The sequence below is a fragment of the Microcoleus sp. FACHB-831 genome (assembly GCF_014695585.1).
Classification (GTDB): Bacteria; Cyanobacteriota; Cyanobacteriia; order Cyanobacteriales; family FACHB-T130; genus FACHB-831.
Genome location: NZ_JACJON010000021.1, coordinates 1 through 26,653 on the forward strand (window position 1 = coordinate 1; position 26,653 = coordinate 26,653).

The 26,653-nt window shown below is 45.8% G+C and carries 10 protein-coding genes and 1 pseudogene; 8 read left to right on the forward strand and 3 right to left on the reverse strand.

The genetic code is table 11. The features are described from left to right. From H6F77_RS02765 to H6F77_RS02785, 5 genes are all read left to right on the forward strand, one after another. Nucleotides 1-5,759 (forward strand): CHAT domain-containing protein (locus tag H6F77_RS02765; protein WP_190485143.1); only part of this gene is annotated, 5,759 nt, incomplete at its 5' end. Between the two features lie 470 nt (nt 5,760-6,229). Beyond that, nucleotides 6,230-11,053: an eCIS core domain-containing protein gene (locus H6F77_RS02770; protein WP_190485145.1), complete on the forward strand. Its 4,824-nt coding sequence runs from the start codon at nt 6,230-6,232 to the stop codon at nt 11,051-11,053. 2 nt (nt 11,054-11,055) lie between these two features. Further along, nucleotides 11,056-11,685, forward strand: a complete 630-nt coding sequence (locus H6F77_RS02775) for a hypothetical protein (protein ID WP_190485147.1) — start codon at nt 11,056-11,058, stop codon at nt 11,683-11,685. Between the two features lie 46 nt (nt 11,686-11,731). Then, nucleotides 11,732-11,890 carry a hypothetical protein gene (locus tag H6F77_RS02780; RefSeq protein WP_190485149.1) on the forward strand — a complete coding sequence of 53 codons (159 nt, stop codon included), beginning with the start codon at nt 11,732-11,734 and terminating at the stop codon, nt 11,888-11,890. Further along, nucleotides 11,887-12,999, forward strand: coding sequence for a type III secretion system chaperone family protein (locus H6F77_RS02785; RefSeq protein ID WP_190485151.1), 1,113 nt, complete (start codon nt 11,887-11,889; stop codon nt 12,997-12,999). The genes H6F77_RS02780 and H6F77_RS02785 overlap by 4 nt, the downstream gene beginning before the upstream one ends. 143 nt (nt 13,000-13,142) lie before the next feature. Here the strand turns inward: H6F77_RS02785 and H6F77_RS02790 are convergent, their stop codons facing one another. Then, nucleotides 13,143-14,462, reverse strand: a complete 1,320-nt coding sequence (locus tag H6F77_RS02790; RefSeq protein ID WP_190485153.1) for a 3-isopropylmalate dehydratase large subunit — start codon at nt 14,460-14,462, stop codon at nt 13,143-13,145. A gap of 414 nt (nt 14,463-14,876) precedes the next feature. Here H6F77_RS02790 and H6F77_RS02795 point away from each other — a divergent pair, with 414 nt between their 5' ends. The 3 genes from H6F77_RS02795 (at nt 14,877) to H6F77_RS02805 (ending at nt 20,756) form a co-directional block, all read left to right on the forward strand. Further along, a complete protein-coding gene (locus H6F77_RS02795; protein ID WP_190485155.1) occupies nt 14,877-16,547 on the forward strand; it encodes a ferredoxin--nitrite reductase in 1,671 nt (556 codons plus the stop codon). Nucleotides 16,548-16,677: 130 nt separating this feature from the next. Continuing rightward, nucleotides 16,678-18,198 carry a NarK family nitrate/nitrite MFS transporter gene (locus tag H6F77_RS02800; protein WP_190485157.1) on the forward strand — a complete coding sequence of 507 codons (1,521 nt, stop codon included), beginning with the start codon at nt 16,678-16,680 and terminating at the stop codon, nt 18,196-18,198. A gap of 317 nt (nt 18,199-18,515) precedes the next feature. Then, nucleotides 18,516-20,756: a molybdopterin oxidoreductase family protein gene (locus tag H6F77_RS02805; protein WP_190485159.1), complete on the forward strand. Its 2,241-nt coding sequence runs from the start codon at nt 18,516-18,518 to the stop codon at nt 20,754-20,756. A gap of 153 nt (nt 20,757-20,909) precedes the next feature. Here the strand turns inward: H6F77_RS02805 and H6F77_RS02810 are convergent, their stop codons facing one another. Together H6F77_RS02810 and H6F77_RS27740 are read right to left on the reverse strand one after the other, a co-directional pair. Continuing rightward, complete coding sequence (locus tag H6F77_RS02810; protein ID WP_514131583.1) at nt 20,910-25,835, reverse strand: CHAT domain-containing protein; 4,926 nt, start codon at nt 25,833-25,835, stop codon at nt 20,910-20,912. Between the two features lie 641 nt (nt 25,836-26,476). Then, nucleotides 26,477-26,653 (reverse strand): annotated as a pseudogene (locus tag H6F77_RS27740) (IS630-like element ISMae26 family transposase); the annotation flags it as partial.

The following is a 26,653-nucleotide window of genomic DNA, read 5'->3' on the forward strand; positions in this document are numbered from 1 at the left end:
CCGGACAAATTACTGCACCCGGAGGACAGATAACCATAGCAGGCGTTGAAACTCAAAACTTAGTCCGCATCAGCGCACCGGGGAACGTACTGAATTTAGAAATACAACCAATAGCAACAAGCACCACTGCGCCGAATAATTGGACATCAGCGATCGCAAGTTTGCCACAATTGCTCACTGGTAGCGGCGATATTGGCAACGCAACAAAAATGAAAGTCACCCCTGACGGGAATGTTGTGTTGAGCGGTTCTGGATTAAGCGTACCAAAAGGTGACGGTATAGCGATCGCCAGCGGTACTATCGATGCATCCCACACAACACCAGGTAAGACAGGAGGAAGCGTTGGGGTAGTGGGAGAGAAAGTAGCTATCGACGCGGCTGCAATTAGTGCAACTGGAAGTATTGGCGGGGGGACTATATTAATTGGTGGAGAGTATCAAGGTAAAGGTACAGTACCCACAGCATCGCGCACGTATGTTAGTAAAGATTCAGCCTTAGTTGCAGATGCAGTTGCTAGTGGGAATGGGGGGAAAGTAATAGTTTGGGCGGATGAAGTTACGGGATTTTATGGAAATATTAGCGCCAAAGGTGGAAATGGTGCGGGTGATGGGGGATTTGTAGAAGTATCGGGTAAAGATAAATTAGCATTTCACGGGCAAGTAGATACAAGTGCGGCTAACGGGAAATTAGGGACGCTGCTGCTAGATCCGAAAAACGTCACAATTGTCGCTACAGGTGGTGCGGACGATAACCAACTTGATGCGAATATTCCTAATCCGAACAATCTACCGGGGTTGATTTTGTCTGGCGATGGGGGTGCAGTAGATTTTACCCTCTCGAAGCCAAAAGTAGAAAGTCAAGCGGGTAATGTGGTTATCGAGGCGACTAACGATATCACTATTGCTCCGGGTGTGTCGCTGAATTTTGGGGGTCCGGGTGGGTCGTCGCTTTCGTCGATTGAGTTTAAAGCGGATGCTGATGGGGATTTTGCTGGCTCTTTTTCGATGGATACAACGCAATCGATAGTAACTGACGCGAGTCCCGTAAAGATATCGGGAGCAAGTGTCACGGTTGGAAGCATAAATACTGGATTTTATGGTGGCGTGGGCGCTGCAATTACCCTGAATGCTACCAATGGCAACATCACAGCAGGCAATCTCAGCTCTAGCTCAACTAACTCTGGTGCCAAGGGGGGAGACATCACCCTAAGTGCTACTGGCAACATCACAGCGGGCAATCTAAACTCATTTTCTGCGACTACCAACGATTCTAATGGTGCGAATGGGGGAGCGATCGCGTTAAATGCTGCTAATGGCATAATTACAACGGGCGCAATAAATTCTTACTCTAGCGCCAGCAATAACAGTAGTGGAAATGGGGGAGCGATCGCGCTAAGCGCTAAGAATGGTATTACCATCCAAGGCAACCTAAACTCGCGCGCTGAGGGTTATGGCTTTGCGGGTTCTGGGGGAGAGATTAAACTCATTACCAGCAACGGTAGCATCACCGCGGGCGATTTAACTTCTTCCTCTTCTGCTAGTAATAGTTATTTTGGTGACTCTTCTAGTAGTACGGGTGGAAATATTTTCACTACTAGCAATGGCAGTATCACGGCGGGTTCTATAGACTCTTCTTCTTCTAGTGTTTCTACCAGTAATTCGGGTAATGCTACATCAAAAAATGGTGGCTATATCAGCATCCAGACCATCGATAGTAGCATCACCACAGCTTCTTTAAACTCCTCTTCCTCCTCTTCTGCTAGTGGTATAGGTGTTTCTTCTTCTTCTGGGGATGGAGGAGCGATCACTTTGGTTGGCGCGACTAAAATCACCATCAATGGCGATATATCCTCCTACTCTTTGGGGGGTGATGGTAATGGGGGAGCGATCGATCTGCTTGCTGCCGATGACATCACCATTACAACAGGCGGCGCAATACCAGGTATATACTCATACTCATCTGGCGGTACTGGCAAGGGAGGCCCGATTGGTGTTACTGGCAAAAACATTACCATTACCGCAGAACTCATTACCGCAACGGGGCAGATAGGTAGCGGGAATATTTACCTGACTGGTGACGAAATTAACTTTACAGGCGCTACTAGCATTGAAGGCAGTGGCACGCTTGGGCTTCAGCCTTTCACACCCAGCCAAGATATTAACATTGCTGGAACTGATAGCGGCAGCACCGCCATACTCGATCTAACAAAGACAGAACTTGACTATTTCCAACCAGGCTTTACTTCCATCACCATTGGCAGGCAAGACGGGACAGGCATCATTACCCTCAATCCCTACAACAACTTCAACGTTCAGGTCATCATTGTGGGTGGCTCAACCCTAGTTGGCCCCAACCAGGATACCACCTGGAACATCACTAGCAAAGATGAGGGCAACATCACCGGCTTCCCCAAGGGCTTAACCTACTACTCAATTGAAAACCTGACTGGCGGTACGCTCAACGACACATTCATCTTCACCTTCACCCCAAATATCAGTGGCAAAATCGACGGCGGGGTTGGCTTTGACATACTAAATTATTCCGCGCATACCACCCCCGTCACAGTTAATCTGGCGACAGGTGCGGTCAATATTGAAAGCGTAATTGGCACTCAATACAGCGACACTATAATTGGCGCGAATACAAACAACAACTGGAACATTACAGGAAGCAATGCCGGGAATGTAAACGGAACGCTAAACTTCTCCTCCTTCGAGAACCTGACTGGCGGTACGCTCAACGATACATTCACATTCAGCGCCGCTGCTTCCATCAGCGGCAAAATAGACGGCGCTACCGGCTTCGACACTTTAGACTACTCCGCTATCAACACCCCAGTCACAGTAAATCTAGCAACAGGTGTCCTAAACAATATTGAAAGTGTAATTGGCACTCAATACAGCGACACTCTAATTGGCGCGAATACAAACAACAACTGGAACATTACAGGAATCAATGCTGGCAATGTCAACGGAACGCTAAACTTCTCCTCCTTCGAGAACCTAATCGGCGGCACGCTCAACGATACATTCACATTCAGCAGCGGCGCGATCGCCAACATGGTAGTAGATGCCAGTTTAGGGAACGATGCAATTATAGTTAACGGCCCGACAACTCTAACTGGTAATGTCTCCCTCAGCACTGGCTCGGATGGAGGCGACATCAACTTTAAGAATACCCTTGATGGCAGTGGCTCTCTGAAGCTAGCCGCAGGTACAGGTAATATCAACTTTGGTGGTGCAGTTGGTAGCAACGCTAGACTCGGAGAGCTAATAATAGAGAGCGCTGGCAATGTTACAACCGGATCTATTACTGCTAGCAGCATCGCCCAAAAAGCAGGAACAGGAACCACTACTTTCAACGGAACTCTCAATACCAATGCACCAGGCGGAATTAACCTCAATGGTACTAATTTTGCTTTAAATGGCTCAGCTATTGCTCCTAATCTTACAGTTCAAGCCACCAACAACATTACTACTAGCAACATCACAGCGAATGGAGGAATTAATCTGCGTAGTAGTGGTGGTGATATTAACACGAGCGCAGGCAAACTAGACTCTAGTTCTAAAAATGGAAATGGAGGCGCGATCGCACTTGCTGCCAAAAATAACGTCATTGCAGGTAATATCGACTCTCATTCAGACAATGGTAAGGGTGGAAAAATTGAACTACAAAGTCAAACAGGAGTCGTCGAAAGCGGCAATCTAACATCAACAGGAACCGCAGCAGGTGGTGATATTGTTGTTAAAGCGAAAGTTAGTATTAACGCTGGACAGCTAGACGCTAGTTCTAGAGATGGAGATGCTGGCAACGTCTTCCTAGATCCCGACAATGATATTGATGTTAAGTTTATAAATGCCCAAGGCGGAACGGCGGGTAAGGGGGGAAATGTTGATATTATTACCCAGCGATTCTTCAGAGCCAGAGAGACTTTTACCAATGGAAATTGTGTAAATGCAAGTATTTGCACGTCTGGCGGAATAGGCGCGGGTTCAATAAGAATAAGTCACGGAGGTAGCAAGATTACACCCTTTAAAGTGGGAGATGCCAGTATAAACGGAACCTTGGGTGTTATTAGCAGTGGAAATAATGCGATCGCATTACAACAATCGTTTTTAAGCAGCTATACGCAGGGCAATATTCAGATCCTTACGGATTACTCACCAACACCGCAACTGAATCAAATTGTCACATCTTTTATTCAGCACAATCAATCCCCACAAACAGAGGCACAGACATCTACTCCCGGAGTGACAATCGATCGGGTTGCTGGCGGTTCTACCTCGGTTGAAGCAACTTTGGCTGCTGTTGAAGGTAACTTCACAAACGAGTTTACACAATATCTGGGTTTAACTACTCAGAACGTATCTTCTGGGGGAACTCAAGATAGCCAAAATTCAACTCAAGCTAATAATTCTGGAGGAGAGTCTGGGCAATCTAAAAATAGTGCCGAAGCAACATTGAATGATGCTGTTAATACATTGCGTAAAGCAGAATCATCAACAGGCATTAAACCCGCGCTGATTTATATAGTTTTTCAACCAGAAACAATTAATCAGCCAAGTTCAACAACCACACCGCAAGCAACAGTAGAAAAGAAAAAATTCCTTTCTACCCTTGAAGAACAACCTTTATGGCAGTTCAATTCACAAAATCTTCCCGTAACTAACCAATACCTAGCTCAAGCTCAAACTCCAAACGCTCCCAAGCCGCAACCAAACGACAAACTGCAACTCATCCTAGTAACAGCATCCGGAAAACCAATTCTCAAAACCATTCCCGGAGCAACGCGCGAACAGGTGATGGCAATGGCAAATAAATTGCGGAGTACAATTACCAAGCGCGACGAGAACAATACTAGCTATTTAAAACCTGCCGAACAACTTTATAAATGGACTGTTGGCAATCTAGAAACAGAGCTAAAAGATAGAAAAATCGGCAACCTAGTATTTGTCTTAGATTCCGGATTGCGATCGCTACCGATGGCTGCTCTCCACGATGGTAAAGGTTTTCTCATCGAACGCTACAGTATCGGCCTCATGCCCAGTCTTAGCTTAGTCGATACTCGTTATGTTGACATCAAGCAAGCTCAAGTTTTAGGAATGGGTGCGTCTAAATTTAACGACGCTGGCCAAAACCCCTTACCCGCAGCACAAGAAGAAGTATCTCTTGTCACCAGTCAATTGTGGAAGGGTAAATCTTTTATGAACGAAGATTTTACTTTAGCTAGGCTGAAATCAGAACGCTCTTCAACCCCATTTGGCATTATTCACCTAGCAACGCATGGCGAATTTAAAGCTGGTAAACCGGGTAACTCTTACATCCAATTGTGGGATAAGAAGTTAGGACTAGATGAAATGCGACAGCTAGGTTGGAATAACCCGCCAGTGCAGTTATTAGTGCTGAGTGCTTGTCGTACAGCATTGGGAGATGCGGAAGCAGAGTTGGGATTTGCCGGGTTAGCCGTCCAAGCGGGCGTTCAAACAGCAGTGGCCAGTCTTTGGTACGTCAGCGATGAAGGTAGTTTGGGTTTGATGACTGATTTTTATCGCCAACTGAAGAAGTCGCCTACTAAAGCTGAGGCGTTGAGACGTGCCCAACTTGCTTTGCTTAAAGGAGAAGTACGATTGGAGGGGGGAAAATTACATGGTAGTGGAGAGAATTTTTCTTTGCCCCCAGAACTTGTACAGTTGGGAGATAAAAATCTATCCCATCCTTATTATTGGGCAGCTTTTACGATGATTGGCAGTCCTTGGTAGCTCTTGATATTGTGCGATAGGGAAGCGTTTCCCTATCGCGCTTTTAACCCTAGCTTAGGCAACGCGATCGTTGCCTTTAAAAGTGTAATGAAACTTTATTTAATCTCCGGCTTGATAATTGCGTAAATGTACGAAAGTAAAGCATTCTAGCTTTGGGCGATCGCGTTAAGTTATTCAATAAAATCTCGGTTGCTCAAGTAGATGAGTTATGCTAGGTTTAACATTATTTTTTATCCCTAAAACCAGTAGGATTAAGGGAAATTAATAAATCTCCCCAAAGTATTTAAGCTCAATCATCTACCATCCCATCTAACATCTATTTTTTGCCTAGACAGACGCATTAGTAAAAGCGGATGAATGCAGGGTGTAAAACGAAATAGCTCAAAGAATATATTTCTGTTTACGTGCTTTCGAGTGAAGGGGTTGAACCCCGCCAGCGTAGAACTATTCCAAGCCATAGGATTGAGGTTATGGATTCCCGAACAAGCATTGCCAAAACGCCATCGACAGATGCAGCAGCACCCGCACCAAAAAGCTTATTCGGGCAAAGTGCTTTTGAATCGTCGCAAGTCGAAGAACGGGAAGTCGGACCAATGGCCTCTAGACCATTTGCCTCCCCGACTGCGCCACCTATTGAGCCGCCGCCACCAAATTTACAAGCAAGGTATGACGGGGCTTCGCGTTTTGGTCATAACTTCGGCAATATAGCAGTAAGTTCGCCAGGGGCAGCATATCCAGAAACACCAGTAGGAATTCAGGCGAAACTTGCAGTCGGGAAGCCAGGAGATCGGTACGAAGTTGAAGCAGATGCTATGGCTGATAAGGTTATGGCTATGCAAGATCCCGCTGGTGGAGAAAGTGTGTTAGGTGGGAAAGAGTCACCTCAGCCGCTACAAAGAAATCCGATAGCTCATGCGATCTCTCAACATATTCAACGTCATACAGCGAATACAGCGATCGCGAGCCAAACTTTGGGGGGTATGCAGCATAACCAGGAACCAGGGTTGTTGCAAAGAGCGCCCATACATCCTTTTTTTGCTGCTGCAAATCAACAGACGCCACAAAATTTACAGCTGAAGCGCCAGGTTTTGCAGCCAGTTCAGTTGCTAACTGATGCACCCGATGAGACAGAGGATACTTTAGTTAATCGAAATAGTGAAGAAGAAGAGTCAGAAGTATCGCTCCAAAGAAAGGAGGAAGCTACTCAAGGACAAGGAGATGTAGAAGCTGAATCGTTGTCGCAAGAGCTTGATGCTTCTTCTTTGGTGCAAAGGGCGCCAGTTGCAGGCGCTAAGAATACAGGTGGCGATATTGAAGGTCAGCTAAATAATAGTAAGGGCGGGGGTAGTGCGTTAGGGGAAGAAGTGCGCGACTTTATGGAGCCGCGCTTTGGGAATGATTTTAGCGATGTACGCATCCACACGGGCGGTGATGCGGTGCAGATGAATAAGGATTTGCACGCGCAGGCTTTTGCTCACGGTAAGGATATTTATTTTAATCAGGGTAAGTATAATCCGGGGAGTGATGATGGTAAGCGCCTGCTGGCCCATGAGTTAACCCATGTGGTGCAACAGACTGGTGCGGTGCAGCCTAAGTCTGGCATAGGGTTGGCGGCGAAGGAAAACAAGGTACAGCTCAAAGCAAGCTCTACCCCTTCAAATTATGCGCTAGAGGCAATTCAGCTAAAGGGGAATCCCCATGAGCAAGCTGGCGGAGAAAAGACAGTACAGCCAGCAGAACCAGCAGCGGCGGCTTCCCCAGCTTCCCCAGCAGGAGAAAAGGGAGCGCAGGGTAAGGCTCCGACGGCTGAGGGTGGTGGTGTAGCAAAGGCTAACAAGGGAGAAGGTGGCGGTACAACACCAGCTAAGGGAGGTGCTAGCAAAGGAGAGGGTGGCGGCGCAACACTAGCTAAGGGAGGTGCTGAAAAGGCAGAGAGCAACTTAGCTAGTGTTGCGCCAACGGCAAAAGGCGGTACTCAGCAAGCAGCTTCAGGTGGCGGATCTAGCAGCGCTTCAGGGGGTGGTGGTGCGAAGTCTGCTCAAGACGATCCGGCATTTCAGGCTGTGGTCAACAAGACAAAAAAAGTAGCGTCTTCGGAGAAAAAACACGAGCCAGCGGCGGCGAAGTCTAAGCAAGCGCAAGCTGCTGCTGAACCTCCCAGCAATGAGGTAGAGAGTAAGGCGCAGGATAAGCAGGTGGCTGAAATGAACCAGCAGCAGCCAGGAACATTCAATGCTGCTACGTTTAAAGCGGCGCTGATGCAAAAAATTGCTGCTGTTACTCCCCAAACTCTGGAAGAAGCCGACAACTTCAAAAACAACAATAAAATCGATTCGGTAAAAGGTGAATTGTCATCTTCGGTGACAGACGAGAAGAAGCAAGCTTCTGGCCCCATTGAAGAGAAAACGAAGGAACAGCCGGATGCTAGCGGTATTAAGCCTAAACCAGTCACGCCACTAACGCCCGAAAAGGCGGGTAGCCCACCGTCTAATATTGGCGCAGAAAAGGCTGCACCCAAGCCTAAGTCTGCATCTGAGGTATCTTTGCAAGAGGGTAGTAAATCCCTCGACCAGCAGATGAGTGAGGCTAATGTCAGCGAAGAGCAACTGGCTTCTTCAAACGAGCCTCAATTCAAGTCAGCACTAACAGCTAAGAAGACAGCCCAAACTGACGCGAAGACCGCGCCGCAAGGCTATCGCCAGCAGGAGCAGGGGATACTGAAGCAGGCGCAAGCGGAGGCTCAGACAACGGCACAAACGCAGTTGCAGGGGATGCATGGCGATCGCGAACAGTTGTTAGCTGGTGTAGTCGGTCTTCAGGGGGAAGCTAAGGGGCAGGACGAGCAAAAACGGACTGACGTTGCTAACCACCTTGGGTCAATCTATAACGCTACCAAGCAGAAGGTCGAAACTACTCTCAGTCAGCTAGATGGAGAGGTCAATAAGCAGTTTGACCAGGGTGCTGCTACTGCCAAGACGCAATTTGAGAATTACGTTGACCAGCGGATGAAGCGCTACAAGGATGAGCGCTACAGTGGTGCAACGGGTTTCTTGAAATGGGGTAAGGACAAATTATTTGGTATGCCTGATGCGGTGAACGTCTTCTACGAAGAAGGTCGGGATATCTACCTCGCCAGCATGGGCAAAGCTATCGACAATATTGCTAGTTTTGTTGCGAGGACGCTGAATACAGCTAAAGCGGAGATTGCTAAGGGTAAGCAGGAAATTCAGAAGTACGTTGCTGGCTTAGACCCATCTCTGCGGCAAGTTGGGCAAGAAGCGGCGCAGGAAATTGGAAGTAAGTTTGATGAACTAGAACAGAATGTCGATAACAAGCAGAATGAGTTAATTGACACTCTGGCGCAGAAGTACAACGAGAACCTCCAGCAGATAGATTCCCGCATTGATGAAATGAAGGCGGCTAATCGCGGTTTGGTGAACAAGGCTCTTGACGCTGTGGGTGGGGTAATTAAGACCATCCTGGAACTGAAAAACCTGCTGATGGGCGTGTTGGCTAAAGCGGCGGGTGCGATCGCGAACATTATCAAAGACCCGATTGGTTTCTTGGGGAATCTTGTTTCTGGGCTGAAGCAAGGCTTCCAGAACTTCATGGGTAATATCCTGGAGCATCTCAAGAAGGGTATGCTGGGCTGGCTGACTGGCGCTATGGCAGGGGCGGGCATTACTATGCCAGAAAGCTTAGACATGAAGGGCATATTTAGCCTGGTGACGCAGGTTCTGGGTACGGTGTATGAGAATATCCGCCCACGAGCTGTGAAGAGAATGGGAGAGAAGGCCGTCAACTTCTTGGAATCAAACTTCGAGATGTTCGTAATCTTGAAGAACGAAGGAATTGCGGGCCTGTGGCAGTCCATTCAGGATCAGGTTGGCGACCTGAAGGTGATGGTGATTGATAACATCCAGAACTTTGTTGTGGATGGGATTATCAAGGGTGGGGTGATGTGGGTTCTGAGTTTGTTGAACCCGGCTAGTGCGTTTGTTAAGGCGTGTAAGGCGATTTATGACATCATCATGTTCTTCATTGAGCGCGGTAGTCAGATTGCCGAGTTGGTGAACGCGGTGATGGAGTCGGTGACGGCGATCGCTAGTGGTGCTGTGGGTGGTGCGGCGAAGTTAGTGGAGAATGCTCTGTCTAAGGCGCTGCCTGTAGTAATCAGCTTTATGGCGAGTTTGTTGGGCTTGGGCGGCATTAGTGAGAAGATTCAGGCGATCGTTCAGAAGGTGCGCGGGCCAATTGAGAAGGCGATTGACTGGGTGATTGCTCAGGCTGTGACGTTTGCGAAGAAGATTGGAGGTAAGCTGGGGTTTGGGAAGGATAAGAAGGGTAAGGATAATAAAGAAGACAAGAGTGAATCAGAGAAGAAGCACGCTGAAATGGGTAATGCTGCGGCACAACAGCTAGCGAAAAAGCCTTCTCAAGAAATGCCCTATGAAGAAATACGAGCCTCCAAAGAAAAAGAAGCCAAAATGTTGGAGGACAAATACAATAAAGAGCTAGAAAAACCCGTCAAAATGACTATTACTTTCAAATCCCAAGAAGAGGATAAGAAAGATGGTGATATGGACTTTCACATCCATATTGGGCCAAATGACTACGATGACGATGTTTCCCTAGATTTAAGCGAGTCGGGGAAGACTGATCATGCTGCCAACTGGGAAGAAGTTCAAAAAGTTATAAATAAGGAGGTTGGCGTACAACTTCCGGAGGGGTATATCTATGTATATAAAAGAGAGGGAAAACAGCTAATTCGTAGGCTTAAAGTAGACGATAATCTATACCAAAGGTTGACCGTTAACACCGTAGACGGAAAAGACATTATTAGTTTAGGAAAAGCTAAATCAAATAGAATTAGTAAGTCTGGTGAGCTAACGAAAAATTTAAAAGAAGATGAGGAGGCACGCGGAGATACAAATGATTATACTGGTCATCAGTCTCATCACCTAATTCCAGATGCAGTTGTACGCGATCACCCGCTTACAAAAGCTGCAAGAGAGAGAGGTGAACCGCCTTATAACCTTGATGATGCGACAAATGGCATACGTCTTCCATCTAAAGACCAATCAAGGCGAAATTCGCCAAAATTGCCGCCCCACAAAGGAAGTCATCCAGATTGGAACAAATTTACTCAAAAGAAATTGGATAGCAACCTTAACTTTTTAATACGAAATTATGGCAGTCTTGAAAATGTACGCGGCAAAATTTTAACTGACGTAGTTAAGAAGATTGAGCGCCAACTGCGGGCAGAAATTAAATCCTGGCGAGTTATGGAATAAATATGAACGCTACCAACGAAGTATATATCTTAGAATGGGATCTGTCGCATCTTGGTGATGACATATATGATGCTGAACTTATCAAGTTTTCAGGTTGGGAAAACACAGTTGGTTTAGCACTTACGGAAGATTATTTTTCGTTACCTCAGAAGGTATACTTTGAAGCTAATTTTCAAACCCTCAATACTGTAGATTTTCCGTACAACAACGTTCGCTGGCCTATTATGTCAAAACGTATGTTGAGTACCTTGCTTGCAGTAGGAAGCTTTCCTAACAAGGCAACCCCAATTGTTATGGTAAATGATACTTTTATTTCTAAAGCTCGTTACGATGAACAAGGTATAGCCAATCCAGGAGTCGAAAACTATGAATTTGTTGCAGTGCAACTGCTTAATCATATTGAGGCGCTAGACCGCGATCACTCAGTATGTGAGATAGACGAAGAGTCGTTGCTTGTAATTGACGTAGAGTACCTGGTTCTTAAGAAACCTCAAGAAGGGTTCCCGCCATTATTCAGATTGGCTGAATATCCAGTTCTACTATTCGTATCATCTTCGGGTCGATTGGCTTTGGAGAACGCAGGTATTCAGGGAGTATTATTTGAAAGCTTGGCAGACTTTCAATTAAGGTGAGCAAAGCCAAGAAGTTATACGAACAAAACAGTTGGTTTACGCCAACATGATGATAGACAAATACCTGCCAGACATTAGGGCTTTAATGTCTGGTGATGTGTTGCCTGCTGAAGCGAGGGGGCTGCCCAACTTTGGCATTAGGATAAGGGATCGCTTCCCCTTGCTACCAACAAAAATCTTTCAGTCCAGAGATACCTCTGTATGACCCCAAAGACTGACCATCATCAACTAGACACTGAGTTAATGCTACGCGATCGCTCCCAATCAACCCTAACCGTCCACGCGATCGCCCTCTCCCTAACCAAACAAGACGACCAAATCATCGAGTGTCGTCTCACCTTAATAGTCAACCCAGAACTCTACCAACGCATCGACACCGATGCCTTATTCAATCTTAAGCCGGAAGTGCGCGGCTCTTTCTCTGTTGGGAAATTCCAACCCGAACTAGATATCAAAATTGAAATTAGTTTAAAACCCGATTCACTACCGCATTTAGTAGAACACGCCGCAGATGCTAACGAAGCGGCAAATCATATCCTAAATCTTAGCGGGGAACAGCCAGACCACCCGCTACTATATACCGAGAATTGGTTGGGGTTGTCTGTCAAACAGCAACAGGAATCAAGCGAAACTGGCTACAGTACATTCTGGGCTTATATTAATCCATCTGCTCTAGCAAATGGCGAAACTTCCAGCGAAGAAATTGGCAATGCGATCGCTAACTTCTTCAAAGAGTGGACAGAAGCCAATCTGTCGGAGATGACTCAAAATGCCACGAGTGACATCCTTGAGGGAATTGTCGATTTCTTCCAAGAAATGGCTGATGTTACTATAGATGCGATCGCCGGGGTTGCGACTTCTAGCGGACAAATCTTTGAGGAAATGGTCAATTTATTCAAAGAGGATGAATGGCCTTTTTACCAGATTAAAGGACAGCCAGTTTTAGAGATGGCTTTTCAGGGTGAAAATGGCAAATGGACTTGCTACGCTAAGGTAAGAGAGAAACAGCAGCAATTTGTCTTTTACTCACTCTGCCCAATTAACGCCCCAGAAAACAAGCGAATGGCGATCGCAGAGTTCGTAACTAGAGCAAATTCTGGCACCATCGTTGGTAACTTTGAGCTAGACTTTGCCGATGGGGAAATTCGCTACAAAACAAGTATAGATGTTGAAGGCGATCGCCTCAGTTCCGCACTAATCAAACAGATGGTTTATGCCAACGTCACGATGGTGGATCGGTACCTACCTGGAATTATGTCTGTTATCTATAGTAATGTGTCGCCAAGTGATGCGATCGCGCAAATAGAAGATTAGTTCAGTGCAACACCCGAACAAGATTCTGAATAGACTTTAGCAAAAAGGATAAAAGAGCGATCGCGCTTCTTTTTACATTTTCTTATTCTTTAGAGTTTTAGTAGTAAGGTGGGCATTGCCCACCCTACATAATTAGCGTTCAATTAGATAAACTCGCGGGGGTCGGTAACGTATCCAGTCAGCGCCGATGCTGCTGCTGTATAAGGCGACGCTAGATAAATTCCAGCTTCTTTATTACCCATACGTCCGGGGAAATTGCGGTTAGTTGTAGAAACGCAGATTTCTGGTTCATTCATTCGCCCGAAGGTGTCTTTTGGACCACCCAAACAAGCAGCGCATGAAGGCGCAGCAGGTTCGATGCAACCCGCATCTAAGAAAATTTCCGAGATGGTTTGCCCTTCGTATTTCTGAATAAACAAATCTTCGTAGACTTTCTGAGTTGCTGGCACTATATAGGTGGGAACTTTCACTTTCCTACCTTTAAGAATTCGCGCTGCATTCACAAAGTCTGATGTCTTACCGCCAGTGCAGGAACCGATATAAACTCGGTCAATTTTCACATCGCTGCACTCCCGCGCTAAGGCGCGATTGTCTGGCGAGTGGGGTTGGGCGACAACTGGCTCTAGTTGCGTGACATCATAGGTGCGATCGCTATAAAATTTCGCATCCGCATCCGTGTAAACTGGCTCAAATGGCTTGTTAGTCCTTGCCCTAACATACTCAAAAGTAGTCTCATCTGGGGCAATGACGCCATTCTTACCGCCAGCTTCAATCACCATGTTGCACAGCGTCATCCGTTCTTCCATTGTCAGGCTTTCAACGGTCGATCCGGCAAATTCCATCGTGCGATAAGTTGCACCCGCGACGCTAATATCACCGATGATTTGCAAAATTAAGTCTTTCGCCAACAAGTAAGGAGGCAATTCGCCATTCAATACAAAGCGCATCGTGGCGGGGACTTTAATCAGCAGCTTGCCAGTACCCATGATAAAGCCAGCATCGGTATTGCCAATTCCCGTAGCAAATTGACCGAAAGCACCAGCGTTACAAGTGTGGGAGTCAGTGCCAAATAATACTTCACCGGGACGAGTATGACCCTCTTGTGCTAATGCAATGTGGCAAACGCCTTTGTAATCTGGGTTGGCTTTGAAGTTAGAACGGTCGGTGATGTCGTAGAAGTATTTAATATCTTGCTCTTTGGCAAAGTCGCGCAAGATATCGACGTTGCGGTTAGCGCGTTCGTCGGCGGTAAAGATGTAGTGGTCTGGAATTAGAACAATTTTTTCTTTATCCCAGACTTTGGCATCCGAACCAAATTCGCGATGGAATACGCCAATCGTACCTGGCCCGCAAACGTCGTGAGTCATTAACAGGTCAACATTGACCCAAATATTGTCCCCCGGTTCAACAACAGATCTACCCGCTGCACGAGCCAATATTTTTTCAGTGAGGGTCATCCCCATAGTGATTCTCTATCTCCTTGTTACAGATGCGCCGCGATCGCGTAATGGCTTGGATGCGCTTTCGCTTTTTTGAATTACAGGCTACAAATTTTATGCTACTCGGTGCTTGATTATTGTGACATGTAGAAGTAAGCGATGGAGGCGATCGCTTCAGTCTGAAGCGGGGAAGCATCAACAATATTCTTCGTCCCCTGCACCCCCAGGACGACCCCAACAAAGCTACCCTACCCCTAAAGGTTGATTTGCCAGGTTAAATGCCTTTTTGTAGCAAACTCTACGAATTAAGTCTTTCAAGCTGACTATCCTAACAGAAAAGCTTTTTTAGAAAAACCTCTTTTTTAACGTGCCTAACCAGCGTTATTCAGTAACGCATAGGCACGTAATTCAAGAATAGTAGGCAATGAGGGTAAAACCATGACGCAAGCAGAGGCAATTCCAGGAAAAGCGGGTAAAACTAACTTGGATCAAGATCCCGCAGGAAGTGCATACAGCTCTCAAAACTTGACAGACGCAGATCCGGGCGAGTCGGGGGGGACCCAAAATAAATTTGAAAGAATTAAAGCCGAAAAAGATGGTTTAGTGCTGAAGCAAGAGCTAGACTATTTAGCTGAAATTGGCTGGGAGGCGATGGAAGAAGCTGACCGCGATTTTCGATTGCGGGTTTTGGGTTTGTTCTACCGCAGTGTAACGCCGGGTAGATTTATGCTGCGGATGCGGTTGGCTAATGGCATTATTACCACCAGTCAAATGCGCGTTTTAGCCGAAATCGTGCAGCACTACGGCGATGAAGGTAATGCAGATATTACTACTAGGCAAAACATCCAACTGCGGCAAATTCGCATTGAGGATGTGCCAGATATTTTCCGTAAGTTAAAGTCAGTTGGACTTACATCGGTGCAGTCTGGCGTAGATAACGTTCGTAATATTACAGGTTCGCCTTTGGCTGGTATCGATCCTGATGAATTGGTAGACACGCGGGGATTGTGTCAGATGGTTCAGGACATGATCACGAACATGGGAGAAGGTAATCCAGAGTTTACGAATTTGCCGCGTAAATTTAATATAGCGATCGCTGGTTGTCGCGATAATTCCGTCCACGCGGAACTCAACGACATTGGTTTCATCCCCGCCTACAAAAACGACACCATCGGTTTTAATGTCATCGTCGGCGGAATGTTTTCTCCCAAACGTTATGAAGCATCAGTTCCCCTCAATGCTTGGGTTCCTCCAGAAGATGTCGTGGCGATTTGCAGAGCGATTTTAGAAGTTTATCGCGAGCAAGGACTGAGGGCAAATCGCCAAAAGTCGCGGCTAATGTATCTAATTGATAAATTAGGAATTGAGAAGTTTCGCGAAGAAATAGAAAAACGATTTGCTCAAGTTGGCGGAACTCTGCCTCTACAACCTGCTGCTGAAAAAGAGGAATTCCTCTGGGATAAAAAAGACTACATCGGCGTTTATAAACAAAAGCAACCCGGATTAAACTTTGTGGGTTTGCATATACCCATCGGTCGGATGTATGCCCAGGATATGTTCGATTTAGCCCGCATGGCCGAAGTTTATGGAAGCGGAGAAATTAGATTTACAGTTGAACAAAATCTAATTATTCCCAACATACCCGACTCTCGCTTAGACGCATTTTTGAAAGAACCCCTCTTAGAGAGATTTGCAGTTAATCCAGAAAACTTAATGCGGGGACTTGTTTCTTGCACGGGCAGTCAATTCTGTGGCTTTGCAATGATAGAAACAAAAAACCGCGCCCTGGCTTTTATCAAAGCATTAGAAGCCGAACTAACGTTACCTCAGCCAATACGCATTCACTGGACTGGATGCCCTAATTCCTGCGCTCAACCGCAAGTTGCTGATATTGGCTTGATGGGTACAAAGGGACGCAAAAATGGCAAAGTCGTCGAAGCCGTAGACATCTGGATGGGTGGAAAAGTCGGTCACGAAGCAGAACTTGGTGCAAAGGTAATGAAAAGCATTCCCTGCGACGATCTCAAGCCAGTATTGCGAGACTTGCTAATAGAAAAATTTGGCGCAACACCCAAGCAGCCAGCAGTAGTCGTCGGGGCTATATCTTAACTCTTTCGGAATTACGAACTCTGAATTTATTCAGAATTCAAAATTATGAATTGTTTGAAGCTAACATCTCTAAAAAAATAGAGACGTATAGCACAGATTAGTGCGTGTAAATTTCTGGAGGAATGCCCTAGTGATTAAGGGATTACTGTCATTCAACGGTCGTTATCGCATCTTACATCTGTCTTGGTTTGCCTTTTTTCTGACATTTGTAAGTTGGTTTAACTTTGCTCCATTTGCTACAGCAATTGGCAGGGAATTAGCTCTCTCTGAGGGACAAATCAGAACCGTAGGCATCTGTAACATAGCATTGACGATTCCAGCGCGGATCGTCATTGGTATGCTTCTGGATCGTTTCGGGCCGAGGATTACGTTCACAGGTATATTGATTTATGCGCTCATCCCCTGTGTAATAACAGCAACCGCCAACGACTTCAATCAATTAGTTTGGGGTCGTTTGTTGATGGGTATTGTCGGCGGTGGTTTTGTTGTGGGCATTCGCATGGTATCGGAGTGGTTCCCACCCAAAGATATTGGTATTGCCCAAGGAATTTATGGCGGCTGGGGTAATTTCGGAGCAGCAGGCGCAGAGTTGGGATTGCCGCTTGTAGCGTTAGGAACTGCTTTTTTAGCTGGAGGCTTATCAAACTGGCGGGCTGCCATATTGTCGGCTGGAGTAATTTCCGCTATTTATGCCTTCATTTACTTTAATAACGTCCAAGATACACCCCCAGGAAAAGTTTACAAGCGACCCAAGAAAAGCGGTGGCATGGAAGTCACCAGCGTTAAGAGTTTTTGGGCTTATTGTTTGTCAAGTTTGGGGTTAATTTTGGCGTTGGGCTTATTGGCTTGGCGTTTGGCAGGGTCGAAAATTGCTTTCATAAACCAGACGCAAATGTATATAGTCTGGGGATTATTAGCCCTGCTTTATGCATATCAAACTTACCAAGCTTGGGTGGTGAATAGGGAGCTTTTAAGCGGACAAAAAACTTATTCTCCAGCGGAACGTTATGAGTTTGGTCAAGTTGCTTTGCTGGAATACGCTTATATAGTTAGCTTTGGTTCGGAGTTGGCTGTAGTTTCCATGCTTCCGGCTTTCTTTGAGAAAACTTACGAGTTACCTCACGAAACTGCTAGCATGATTGCCGCTAGTTATCCATTGTTAAACTTTATCTCTCGTCCTAGCGGTGGGTTGATATCCGACAAGCTGGGTAGTCGTAAGTGGACGTTAACGGCGCTAACGGCAGCTATCGGTTTGAGCTATTTGATGATGAGCCAGATTAAGGCGGGGTGGGCATTACCAGCAGCGATCGCGGTTTGTATGTTCTGCGCCTATTTTGTCCAAGCTGGATGCGGTGCAACCTTTGGGATGGCTCCTTTAATTAAGAAAGAAATAACAGGACAAATTGCTGGTAATGTCGGCGCTTACGGAAACTTTGGTGGTGTGGTTTTTCTGACTATTTTCAGCTTCACAAACGCGCCCACCCTGTTTCAAACAATGGGAATTTCAGCACTCATCTGCGCCAGCTTGTGTGCTTTCTTACTCAAAGAACCGAAAGGTTCCTTTGCCGAAAGCTATGCGGGTGAAGAAACAGCAAAGTCGGGCGTTCCTAAGCCGGTTCTTGTAGACGAAAAAGAACCAGCAGAAAGCTAATTTATTTTGGATTTTAGATTTTAGATTTTGGAGATACCGCTTTATTGGGGTAACTCCAAAATTAATCCATATATGGATTAAATCTAAATTATGCAATCCGAAAATCTCAATAATTGTGTTTTAGAAATTCCAACTAAGCAGCAAATTTTTACACTGTAAAATTTGCCCTTGGTGATTCATAGACTTTACATATATCCAAAGAAAATAAGTTTTCTGCCTTACAAAGGCTAAAACGGCTGTGTCAATCAAGGTGGATAATGACAAAAAATTAAACATAAGCTCAATCAAAAATACAAAATCTAAAATCAAAAATTGATATGACTGACTCAACTAGAACACTATGTCCTTACTGCGGCGTTGGCTGTGGTTTAGAAGTTATGCCCCCAGCGGAACCGGGGAAGGCGACTAATAGAGATAAGCAAGGAAATCTTCTGTGGAAAGTGAGGGGCGATCGCGCTCATACTTCAAGTCAAGGCATGGTTTGCGTCAAAGGAGCAACCATTGCCGAGTCTATCGATAAAAGCCGATTGCTACATCCAATGGTGCGAGACAATTTGAACGAACCATTCCGGCGAGTTAGCTGGGATGAAGCCTACTCTAAAATCGTTAATCGCATTCAAACAGTCCGTTACACTCAGGGAGTCGAAGCCCTGTGTATGTATGGTTCCGGTCAGTTTCAAACAGAAGATTACTACATCGCCCAGAAGTTGCTTAAAGGCTGCTTGGGAACTAACAATTTTGATTCTAATTCTCGCATGTGCATGGCTTCCGCGATCGCTGGCTACGTGCAAAGTTTTGGTTCCGATGGCCCCCCTTGCTGCTATGAAGATTTAGAATTAACCGACTGTGCCTTTATCATTGGCAGCAATGCAGCAGAATGTCACCCGATTGTTTTTAATCGCCTGCGGAAGCACCACAAACAAAACCGCAACGTCAAAATGATCGTCGTCGATCCGCGTAAGACAGCCACCGCCGAAGCAGCGGATTTGCATCTAGCTATTCGCCCCGGTACAGATATTGACTTGCTCAATGGTATGGCGCATTTACTAATGCGTTGGGGATACTTTGATAGCGTATTTATTGACGAATGTACAAATGACTTCGCCGCATTTGCTGATGTAATTAGGCACTATCCCCCAGAAATGGTGGCGCGGAAATGTGGCATTCGTGTAGATGAATTGGAGACAGCAGCGAGATACTGGGGGCAATCGAGCAAAGTTCTATCTCTTTGGTTGTTGGGGATGAACCAGTCAACCGAAGGTACTGCTAAAGTGCGAACTTTAATCAATTTGCACTTGATGACTGGCCAGATTGGTAAACCGGGAGCAGGGCCATTTTCCCTAACAGGTCAGCCAAACGCAATGGGGGGAAGGGAAACTGGCGGTAGTTGCCAACTTTTGCCTGGTTATCGCTTTATAAAAAATCCCCAAGATAGAGCAGAAATAGAGCAATTTTGGGGACTAAAACCAGGGCAAATTTCACCTTATGAGGGTCGGTTTGCTTGGGATATGATTACTGGTTTAGAAACAGGCGATGTGAGCTTTCTTTGGATTGCCGCAACTAATCCGGCGGCGAGTATGCCAGATTTGGAACGGACTAAAAAAGCGTTACTGCGATCGCCCTTTACTGTCTATCAAGACGCTTACTATCCAACGGAAACATCTGCATACGCGCACGTCTTGCTACCAGCGGCGCAGTGGGGTGAAAAAACTGGCGTAATGACCAACTCTGAGAGGGTGGCAACTTTGTGCCAAACTTTTCGCAAGCCACCAGGGGAAGCGAAGGCAGATTGGGAAATCTTTGCAGAAGTAGGCCGTCGCTTGGGTTTTGCAGACAAGTTTGCTTATGCTAACTCAGCCGAAGTTTATGCTGAATTTGTGCAATTAACGCGCGATCGCTTCTGCGACCAAAGCGGACTTAGCCACGACCTGCTACGAACCGAAGGTCCGCTTCAATGGCCTTACCCCGCACAGAAGCAAGACAAGTCTCACTCAATCCAAAATCCCATTCCCAGGCAGAGCCTGGGAACGAGCAAAACCCAAAATACGAAGCGGCTTTATACCGATTTGCGCTTTATGACGGCTGATGGACGTGCGAAGTTTGGTGCTTATCACTCGCGGGGATTAGCGGAACCACCAGATTCCGAGTATCCTTTGGTACTTACGACGGGCAGGTTATACGGACACTGGCACACTCAAACCCGCACTGGTCGGATAGACAAAATTCGCCAGATGCATCCCGAACCCTTGATAGAGATTCACCCCCGCGATGCTGAAAAGCTGGGAATTAAAGATGAAGAGTGGGTAGAGGTGCGATCGCGTCGGGGAATTGCTCGATTCAAGGCTCAAGTTACAGCCGCGATCGCCAAAGGCACTGTTTTTGTACCCATGCACTGGGGGGCGATCTGGGCAGAACAATCCGAAGCTAACGCCCTCACCCATCCTGAAGCTGACCCCTCTTCCCGACAACCAGAACTAAAAGCCTGCGCCGTTCAATTAGTGCCAATTGCTACCATCGCAACTCCCACAGTATCAAAAGTTTTGAGTTTTGAGTTTTGAGTTTTGAGTTGAAGTCTCCCATTCACCAGTTTTTGTAGAGACGCCGATTTATCGCGTCTCCCAGTCCCCTTGAAAGTTTTAAATTTTGAGTAGAATTCTCTAATTTAAAACTCAAAATTAAGAACTCAAAACTATTGCCCATTCCCAAGAAAATTACTCCGCTTCACCAATAACTGTAAACGCTGCCCAGTTTTTTGGTTGGGGGTTTTGTTTCATTGTGGCTAGCATCGCGTTTCGTAGTGCAGCCGATGCGTCGGGGTTTTGTTGGAGATTTTTATAAAACTCGGTCATCAAGTAGGCAGTGGGAGCATCTGGGACAGCCCACAGAGACACGATCGCAGTAGGTACGCCAGCGGAAATTAAAGCGCGAGATAGCCCGATGACGCCATCGCCTGTTATTCTGCCTCGTCCAGTGTTACAAGCGCTCAAGACAACTAAATCAGCATTTAGCTTTAAGTTGAGGAGTTCGCCAGCACTCAGCAAACCGTTATCTTTCCCTGATGGTGCCAGAGCGATCGCGCCCGGTACGCCGCCACCTGTAAAATCATCGAGTAACCCGTGAGTTGCCAGATGAATAATTCTGGCTTCAGGCATCTTTTGCAAGATAGCTGCTTTAGTTGCCCGATTGCCGATTATGGCTTTGGCGTTCAAGAGATTGGCGATCGCGATCGCTTCCTTCTCAGCACCAGGAAGTTGGTTTAATTGCTTCGGCGGTTGATTTAGCTTTACAGGAATCTTGGGCATAGTTGGATTGCCCACTACCAAAACATCCTTGCCTTGTACAGACGGCAATTTAGCGCGTCTTTGCCGCTGCTTGTGCGTTAAGTCCAACACCTGAATAGAAGGCGCGGTCAAAATCGTATGTTTTTCGATTAAATATTTCTCGTTGCTATCTTGCAAACCTGCGAAGGGAACCATAAACAAAGATTCTTGCGGTATAAATATAACCTTCGCATTCGCATCTTTTGGCAACAGTTCGGCAATCGGTTGGATCAGCAGTTGATGTAGTTGCTTTAACTCCCGGTTGTTGTTTCTACCAGTTTTAACCCATGCACGCACCTTTTCGCCGCGTCCGTTCGCGCCTATAGCTAAACGGGTGTTGGCAACTATATCTGAAAGTGTAGTCTTCTGCCGCTGCCACAGGGGTTTTAAGTCAACCTTCTTAAATGCAACTTCACCTGTCGGCTGGACTACCCAAATATATAATTCTGATTCGTTGATTTGGCGCTTATTTTGAACGTCGAAAGCATTGCGAATAATCGAATATTCAACAAGCGTGGCATTCTGTTCTTTGGCAATTGACTTGAGTGGTTCAATTGTCGGTGGATTTGTAGACACGCGGTTAATCGCGTCTGCTGTGCTAACTCTCGAAGCCAACAACTCTACAAAAGCGCGTGCCCTCCCTCGTTCTGCAATTTCTAACGCAGCATCGGTTTTATTCTGAGCAATCAAAACTTCTTGCAGCGTGCTATAAGTAGTAGCTTGAGTTTCAAATATTGAGACTTTATTCGCATCGTTGCTACCTAAGCCATCGCGTAAAGATTCCCAAACTTTAATCGCCGCGAGTAGGTTTTTTTCTGCTTCTACAAGTTCGCCTGATTTAAACAGCGCATCGCCTAAATTGTTCAGCGCGTGACCTTCTCCCGGACGATCTTGCAATTGCCGCGCTATGCTCAAGTGTTGTTTGTGGTAATCGGCGGAGCGTGCAAAATCTTTTAAGCCATAGTAAGCTAATCCCAAATTGCCCAGCGATCGCCCTTCTCCGATTTTGTCTTGCGATGCTTTGGCGATGGTCAAATATTGCTGGTGGTATTCAATTGCTTTGTTATAGTCGCCGAGGCTAAAGTAAGCAATTCCTAAATTTCCCAGCGCTATTCCTTCCCCAAGTAAGTCTTGTTTTGAGCGTGCGATCGCTAAACTTTGTTCCTGGTAATCAATCGCTTTAGCATAATCTCCCTGAGCTAGGTAAGCAATTCCCAAGTTTCTTAAAGTAGTAAGTTGCCAATTTTTATCGGGTAATGCTTGTGTAATTGCCAAACTACGCTGATAGTAATCAATCGCTTTGTCATAATTTCCCAATGCACTATAAGCAGCCCCCAAACCTGCAAGTGCCTGTCCTTCTCCCAAAGAATCGCGCCGTTGTTGCGAGGATTTCAAGTGCTGTTCGTAGTATTGAGTCGATCGGGCATAGTCGCCCAAAGAAAAGTAAGAAACTCCCAAATTGTAAAGGGCAATTGCTTCTTGTTGACGGTTTTGCAACTGGTGCGCTACGGCTAAATTCTGGTTATAGCATACGATCGCTTTACTATAGTCGATAGGCACGCGGTTTCTTGTCTGCCGATTTTCTAATATTTGCCAATTTTCCTGGCATTCTTTGATTTCCCTATCACTTACTAAACGCGGGCGCTCTTGAGCCACCTTAGTATTTTGTGTAACTGTCCTCGGCTCAATTCCATCCGACGCAGGAGGTGAGGAAGTGAAATTTTCATTCACTGGCTGCGATATTTCCACTATTTGATTTTGCTGCGGTAATTCCCGTAAAATTTGATTTGGTTGCTGTGTATTAGCTGTTGGGTTAAGGTCTATATTTATCGAGTCTTTGGACTCGTAAAGTGGCATTTTATACACATTGGACGGTGGCTTATTCCCACCAAGCGGAGGAGGATTCGTAGTAGTTACCACGAATGGTGGAGGCTCAGGGAGCGGCGGTGGTGCTGCTGCTGGCTCAATTAGCGGCGGTAGCGGTGACTGAACTTCATTCCCTGGGTAAACCCCATCAAGTGGGGAGGGATTTACACTAATTATCGGAGGAGTTATTAACGGTGGTTGTATGAATGGTGGAGGCTCAGGCAGCGGTGGGGGTTCCTGACCTGCATTATTTCGGTTTTGGCCAAAGTTTGGCGTGTTTAAAAATTTTATTTCAATATTGCCTTGGTTGAAGTCGCTGCTCCAAGATTGCATTGGCAAAATTGCATTGTTAGCATCGCTGGTAATCGATGCTGCTGTACCGCTAGAGGTTTTTTTACCAACAAGAAATGGCTGATCACCTACAGTAAATAAAGCGTTTCCTTGATAGATAACAATTGAACCGCTTTCCTTACCTCCAGCCGTAGAAATGCTGGAATTTATACCATTTTTGTCGGTAAAAAATTCCCTTGCTATGAAAGAATCGGTAGTTTCAATATAAACAGAGCCTCCATTTCCGTTATTGCTACCCTCGGCATTAATGTAGTTAACCGTAATTTCGTGAGATCTGGCTGAACTCGAACGCTGCAAATCAACGTATAGGTTAACTTCGCCTCCCGAACCCGTCTCTGTGGAATGGGAATCAATGACACCTGTAGCGATCGCGCCGCCAGCGTCGAGGAAAATTGCTCCCCCATTATTACTTGACGAAGAGTTGAGCGTACCTGATGAAGTATTGATATTGCCATCGAAGGCGAAGATGTTTATATCGCCACCATTTGAAGTGATGTCGCCTGTAATAATGTCCCGATATGCATTAAGAGCGATCGCGCCCCCAACCCCAGCTACGCCGCTAGAGTCAAGTCTACCTAACGAGGTATTAATGTCACCGTTAGTAACGTTTAGGCTAATATTCCCGCCCTTTGAGATAATGTCACCTGTGGCAATGTTATTTAACGCATGAAAATCGATTGATCCATTATTAGAAATCAGCTTGCCTGCTGTTGTATTAATGTCGCCGTTAGCACCAATCAAGCTAATATTTCCACCTGCGATATCACCTGTGAAGATGCTGCCTCCACCATAAATGTTGATATTTCCTGCCTTGCCGCTAATACTAGAAGCTAACAGGTTGTTTGTCGTGATATCGCTGTTAGCTGAATAGAAGGTAATATCTCCCCCATTCCCAGTTAGAGAAGTGGAATTTACTGCCTGTCTGCTGGTATCAATTGCTCCTTTTGTAGTGTAAACGGTAATTTTTCCACCATTCCCGCTGCTACTAGAAGCTAACAGTTCGCCAGTCTTAATATCGTTGGTAGCTTGCAAGCTAATTGCACCTGCTGCACCAGTATTAGAGGAAGAATTGATAATACCCGCGCTGCTATTGATAGCGCCACCGCTATTTAAGTAAATATCGCCACCATTAGATGCGATCGCGCCACTCTCAATATCACCCACTGCCTGCAAAATTACCGATCCGCCTGCCAAATCGCTAGCGATACTTCCTACATTTAAATTGCGCCCAGAAACTAGCCTTGTGGTTTGCGATCGCCCATTATGAACTAGCAAATCGCCATTTTCAACGCTAATTCCCGAACCTGTCAAGGTGACAGTGCGATCGCTGTTAACAGTTATTCCTGTGGCACTATTCTCAGCTTCTTTGCCTGTCAATAACTCCGCCAAAGTTTGCGTAGTAAAAGGTAAAGCAGTTGGCTCACCACTAGAAATAGGCTGAATTTCTAAACTTAGCAGGCTATTCTCTTGAGAGATGCGAATCCATTTTCCCCCCTCAGTAGTGGCAACAGTAATATTACCCCCTGGTGCCGATAGCTGTCCGGTACTAATAACATTACCGCCCAGCAAGGTTAAATTCTGTCCCTGTGCGACAACTAACTTTCCCGCATTTACAATCGCGCCTGCTTGCTGGGTGTTGAAGGCAAAAATGCTGGGATTACTTACAAGAGCAGCATAATTATTAACACCAGCAACATTAAACCAACCATTTCCGAAACCAATACCCGTCGCAGTTGTAGCGGTGAAATTTGCTGGGACATTTAGGCTGGCGTTGGCACCGAATAAAATGCCAGATGGATTGATCAAGAATAAGTTAGAATTGCCGCCACTAACCTGGATAATGCCGTTAATTATTGAGGCATTGCCGCCACGCACTCCCGCCAGGATATTGCGAATGTTGGGGTTAGAAAGAAAGTTGGCAATTTGGTTTTGGCTAAGTCCAAATTGACTAAAACTGTGGAATAAATTAGCCCCATCTCCAGAAAGGGTACCGCCGCTGATGTCGATGCGATCGCCATTGGGGTTGACAATAGTATTTGTGCCATCCGTTGCTGGAATAATTGATTGTGCCCCCGCTGGAGGTACCGCGATCGCACTCATTAAACCCAGTGGGAGAAGCAACAGGCTAACTCCTCCCATTGCTAATTTTTTTATGCCAGGAATTTTGGCAAAGTTATAGTTGCACGCTTTTAATTGTTGAATAAGGCTGCTGGTATGCGATCGCCAATCCAAAATCCTCTCACTCAAGGGGGATCGAGCGACTGAGTTATAACGCTTCACGATATTTTTGCTCTCTTGATGTAGCTTAGCGTGACTTCTGTTATCGGACATCTGCTGTTTCGTCACCATTAGATGCAGCCTGAAAGAAATCAAGCTTCACGTAATGCTACAAGGGCTGAAGCATATATATCGGAACATTACACAGCGGTGAGCGTTATATTATTTATGTATATATATTTGGAAATACTCCTAATAGTAGGAGCTTACATATAAAAAAGCTCCTAATCTATCAAGAAGAGGAGCTGAATAATATGTTGTCTGTCAGCGAGCCTTACCCCTGCTTATTAGCAGGGGTCAAAAGCCTTTAGTATAAATTTACTACTGCGGAGCGATGGCATCATCCATCTAAAGTATTAGGCAGCAAGCTGTAAATTTATACACTTCTTGCCTTTATAAAGGGAAAAATATTAACTATTTCCGCTGCTAAGCTGTGGTGCATTTAAACTGTGATATAGCGTTTACTACTCTAGTGAGGTACAGTAACAGGAGTGAGTAAACCAGTTACGGATATCTTGTAGAGACACTTTATTAAAAGCTTCTTCAATTGCTTTGGCTAAATCTGGATAATTTCTGGGACTGAGCGAACGTAGTATACTTTTGACTTTCGACCAACAATTTTCAATTGGTGAGAAATCGGG

Coding starts and splice junctions, on each gene's coding strand:
- H6F77_RS02805 (WP_190485159.1), top strand. CDS start 18,516: ATGACTGACTCAACTAGAACACTATGTCCTTACTGCGGCGTTGGCTGT.
- H6F77_RS02795 (WP_190485155.1), top strand. CDS start 14,877: ATGACGCAAGCAGAGGCAATTCCAGGAAAAGCGGGTAAAACTAACTTG.
- H6F77_RS02780 (WP_190485149.1), top strand. CDS start 11,732: ATGATGATAGACAAATACCTGCCAGACATTAGGGCTTTAATGTCTGGT.
- H6F77_RS02770 (WP_190485145.1), top strand. CDS start 6,230: ATGGATTCCCGAACAAGCATTGCCAAAACGCCATCGACAGATGCAGCA.
- H6F77_RS02790 (WP_190485153.1), bottom strand. CDS start 14,462: ATGGGGATGACCCTCACTGAAAAAATATTGGCTCGTGCAGCGGGTAGA.
- H6F77_RS02775 (WP_190485147.1), top strand. CDS start 11,056: ATGAACGCTACCAACGAAGTATATATCTTAGAATGGGATCTGTCGCAT.
- H6F77_RS02810 (WP_514131583.1), bottom strand. CDS start 25,835: ATGAGTGCGATCGCGGTACCTCCAGCGGGGGCACAATCAATTATTCCA.
- H6F77_RS02785 (WP_190485151.1), top strand. CDS start 11,887: ATGACCCCAAAGACTGACCATCATCAACTAGACACTGAGTTAATGCTA.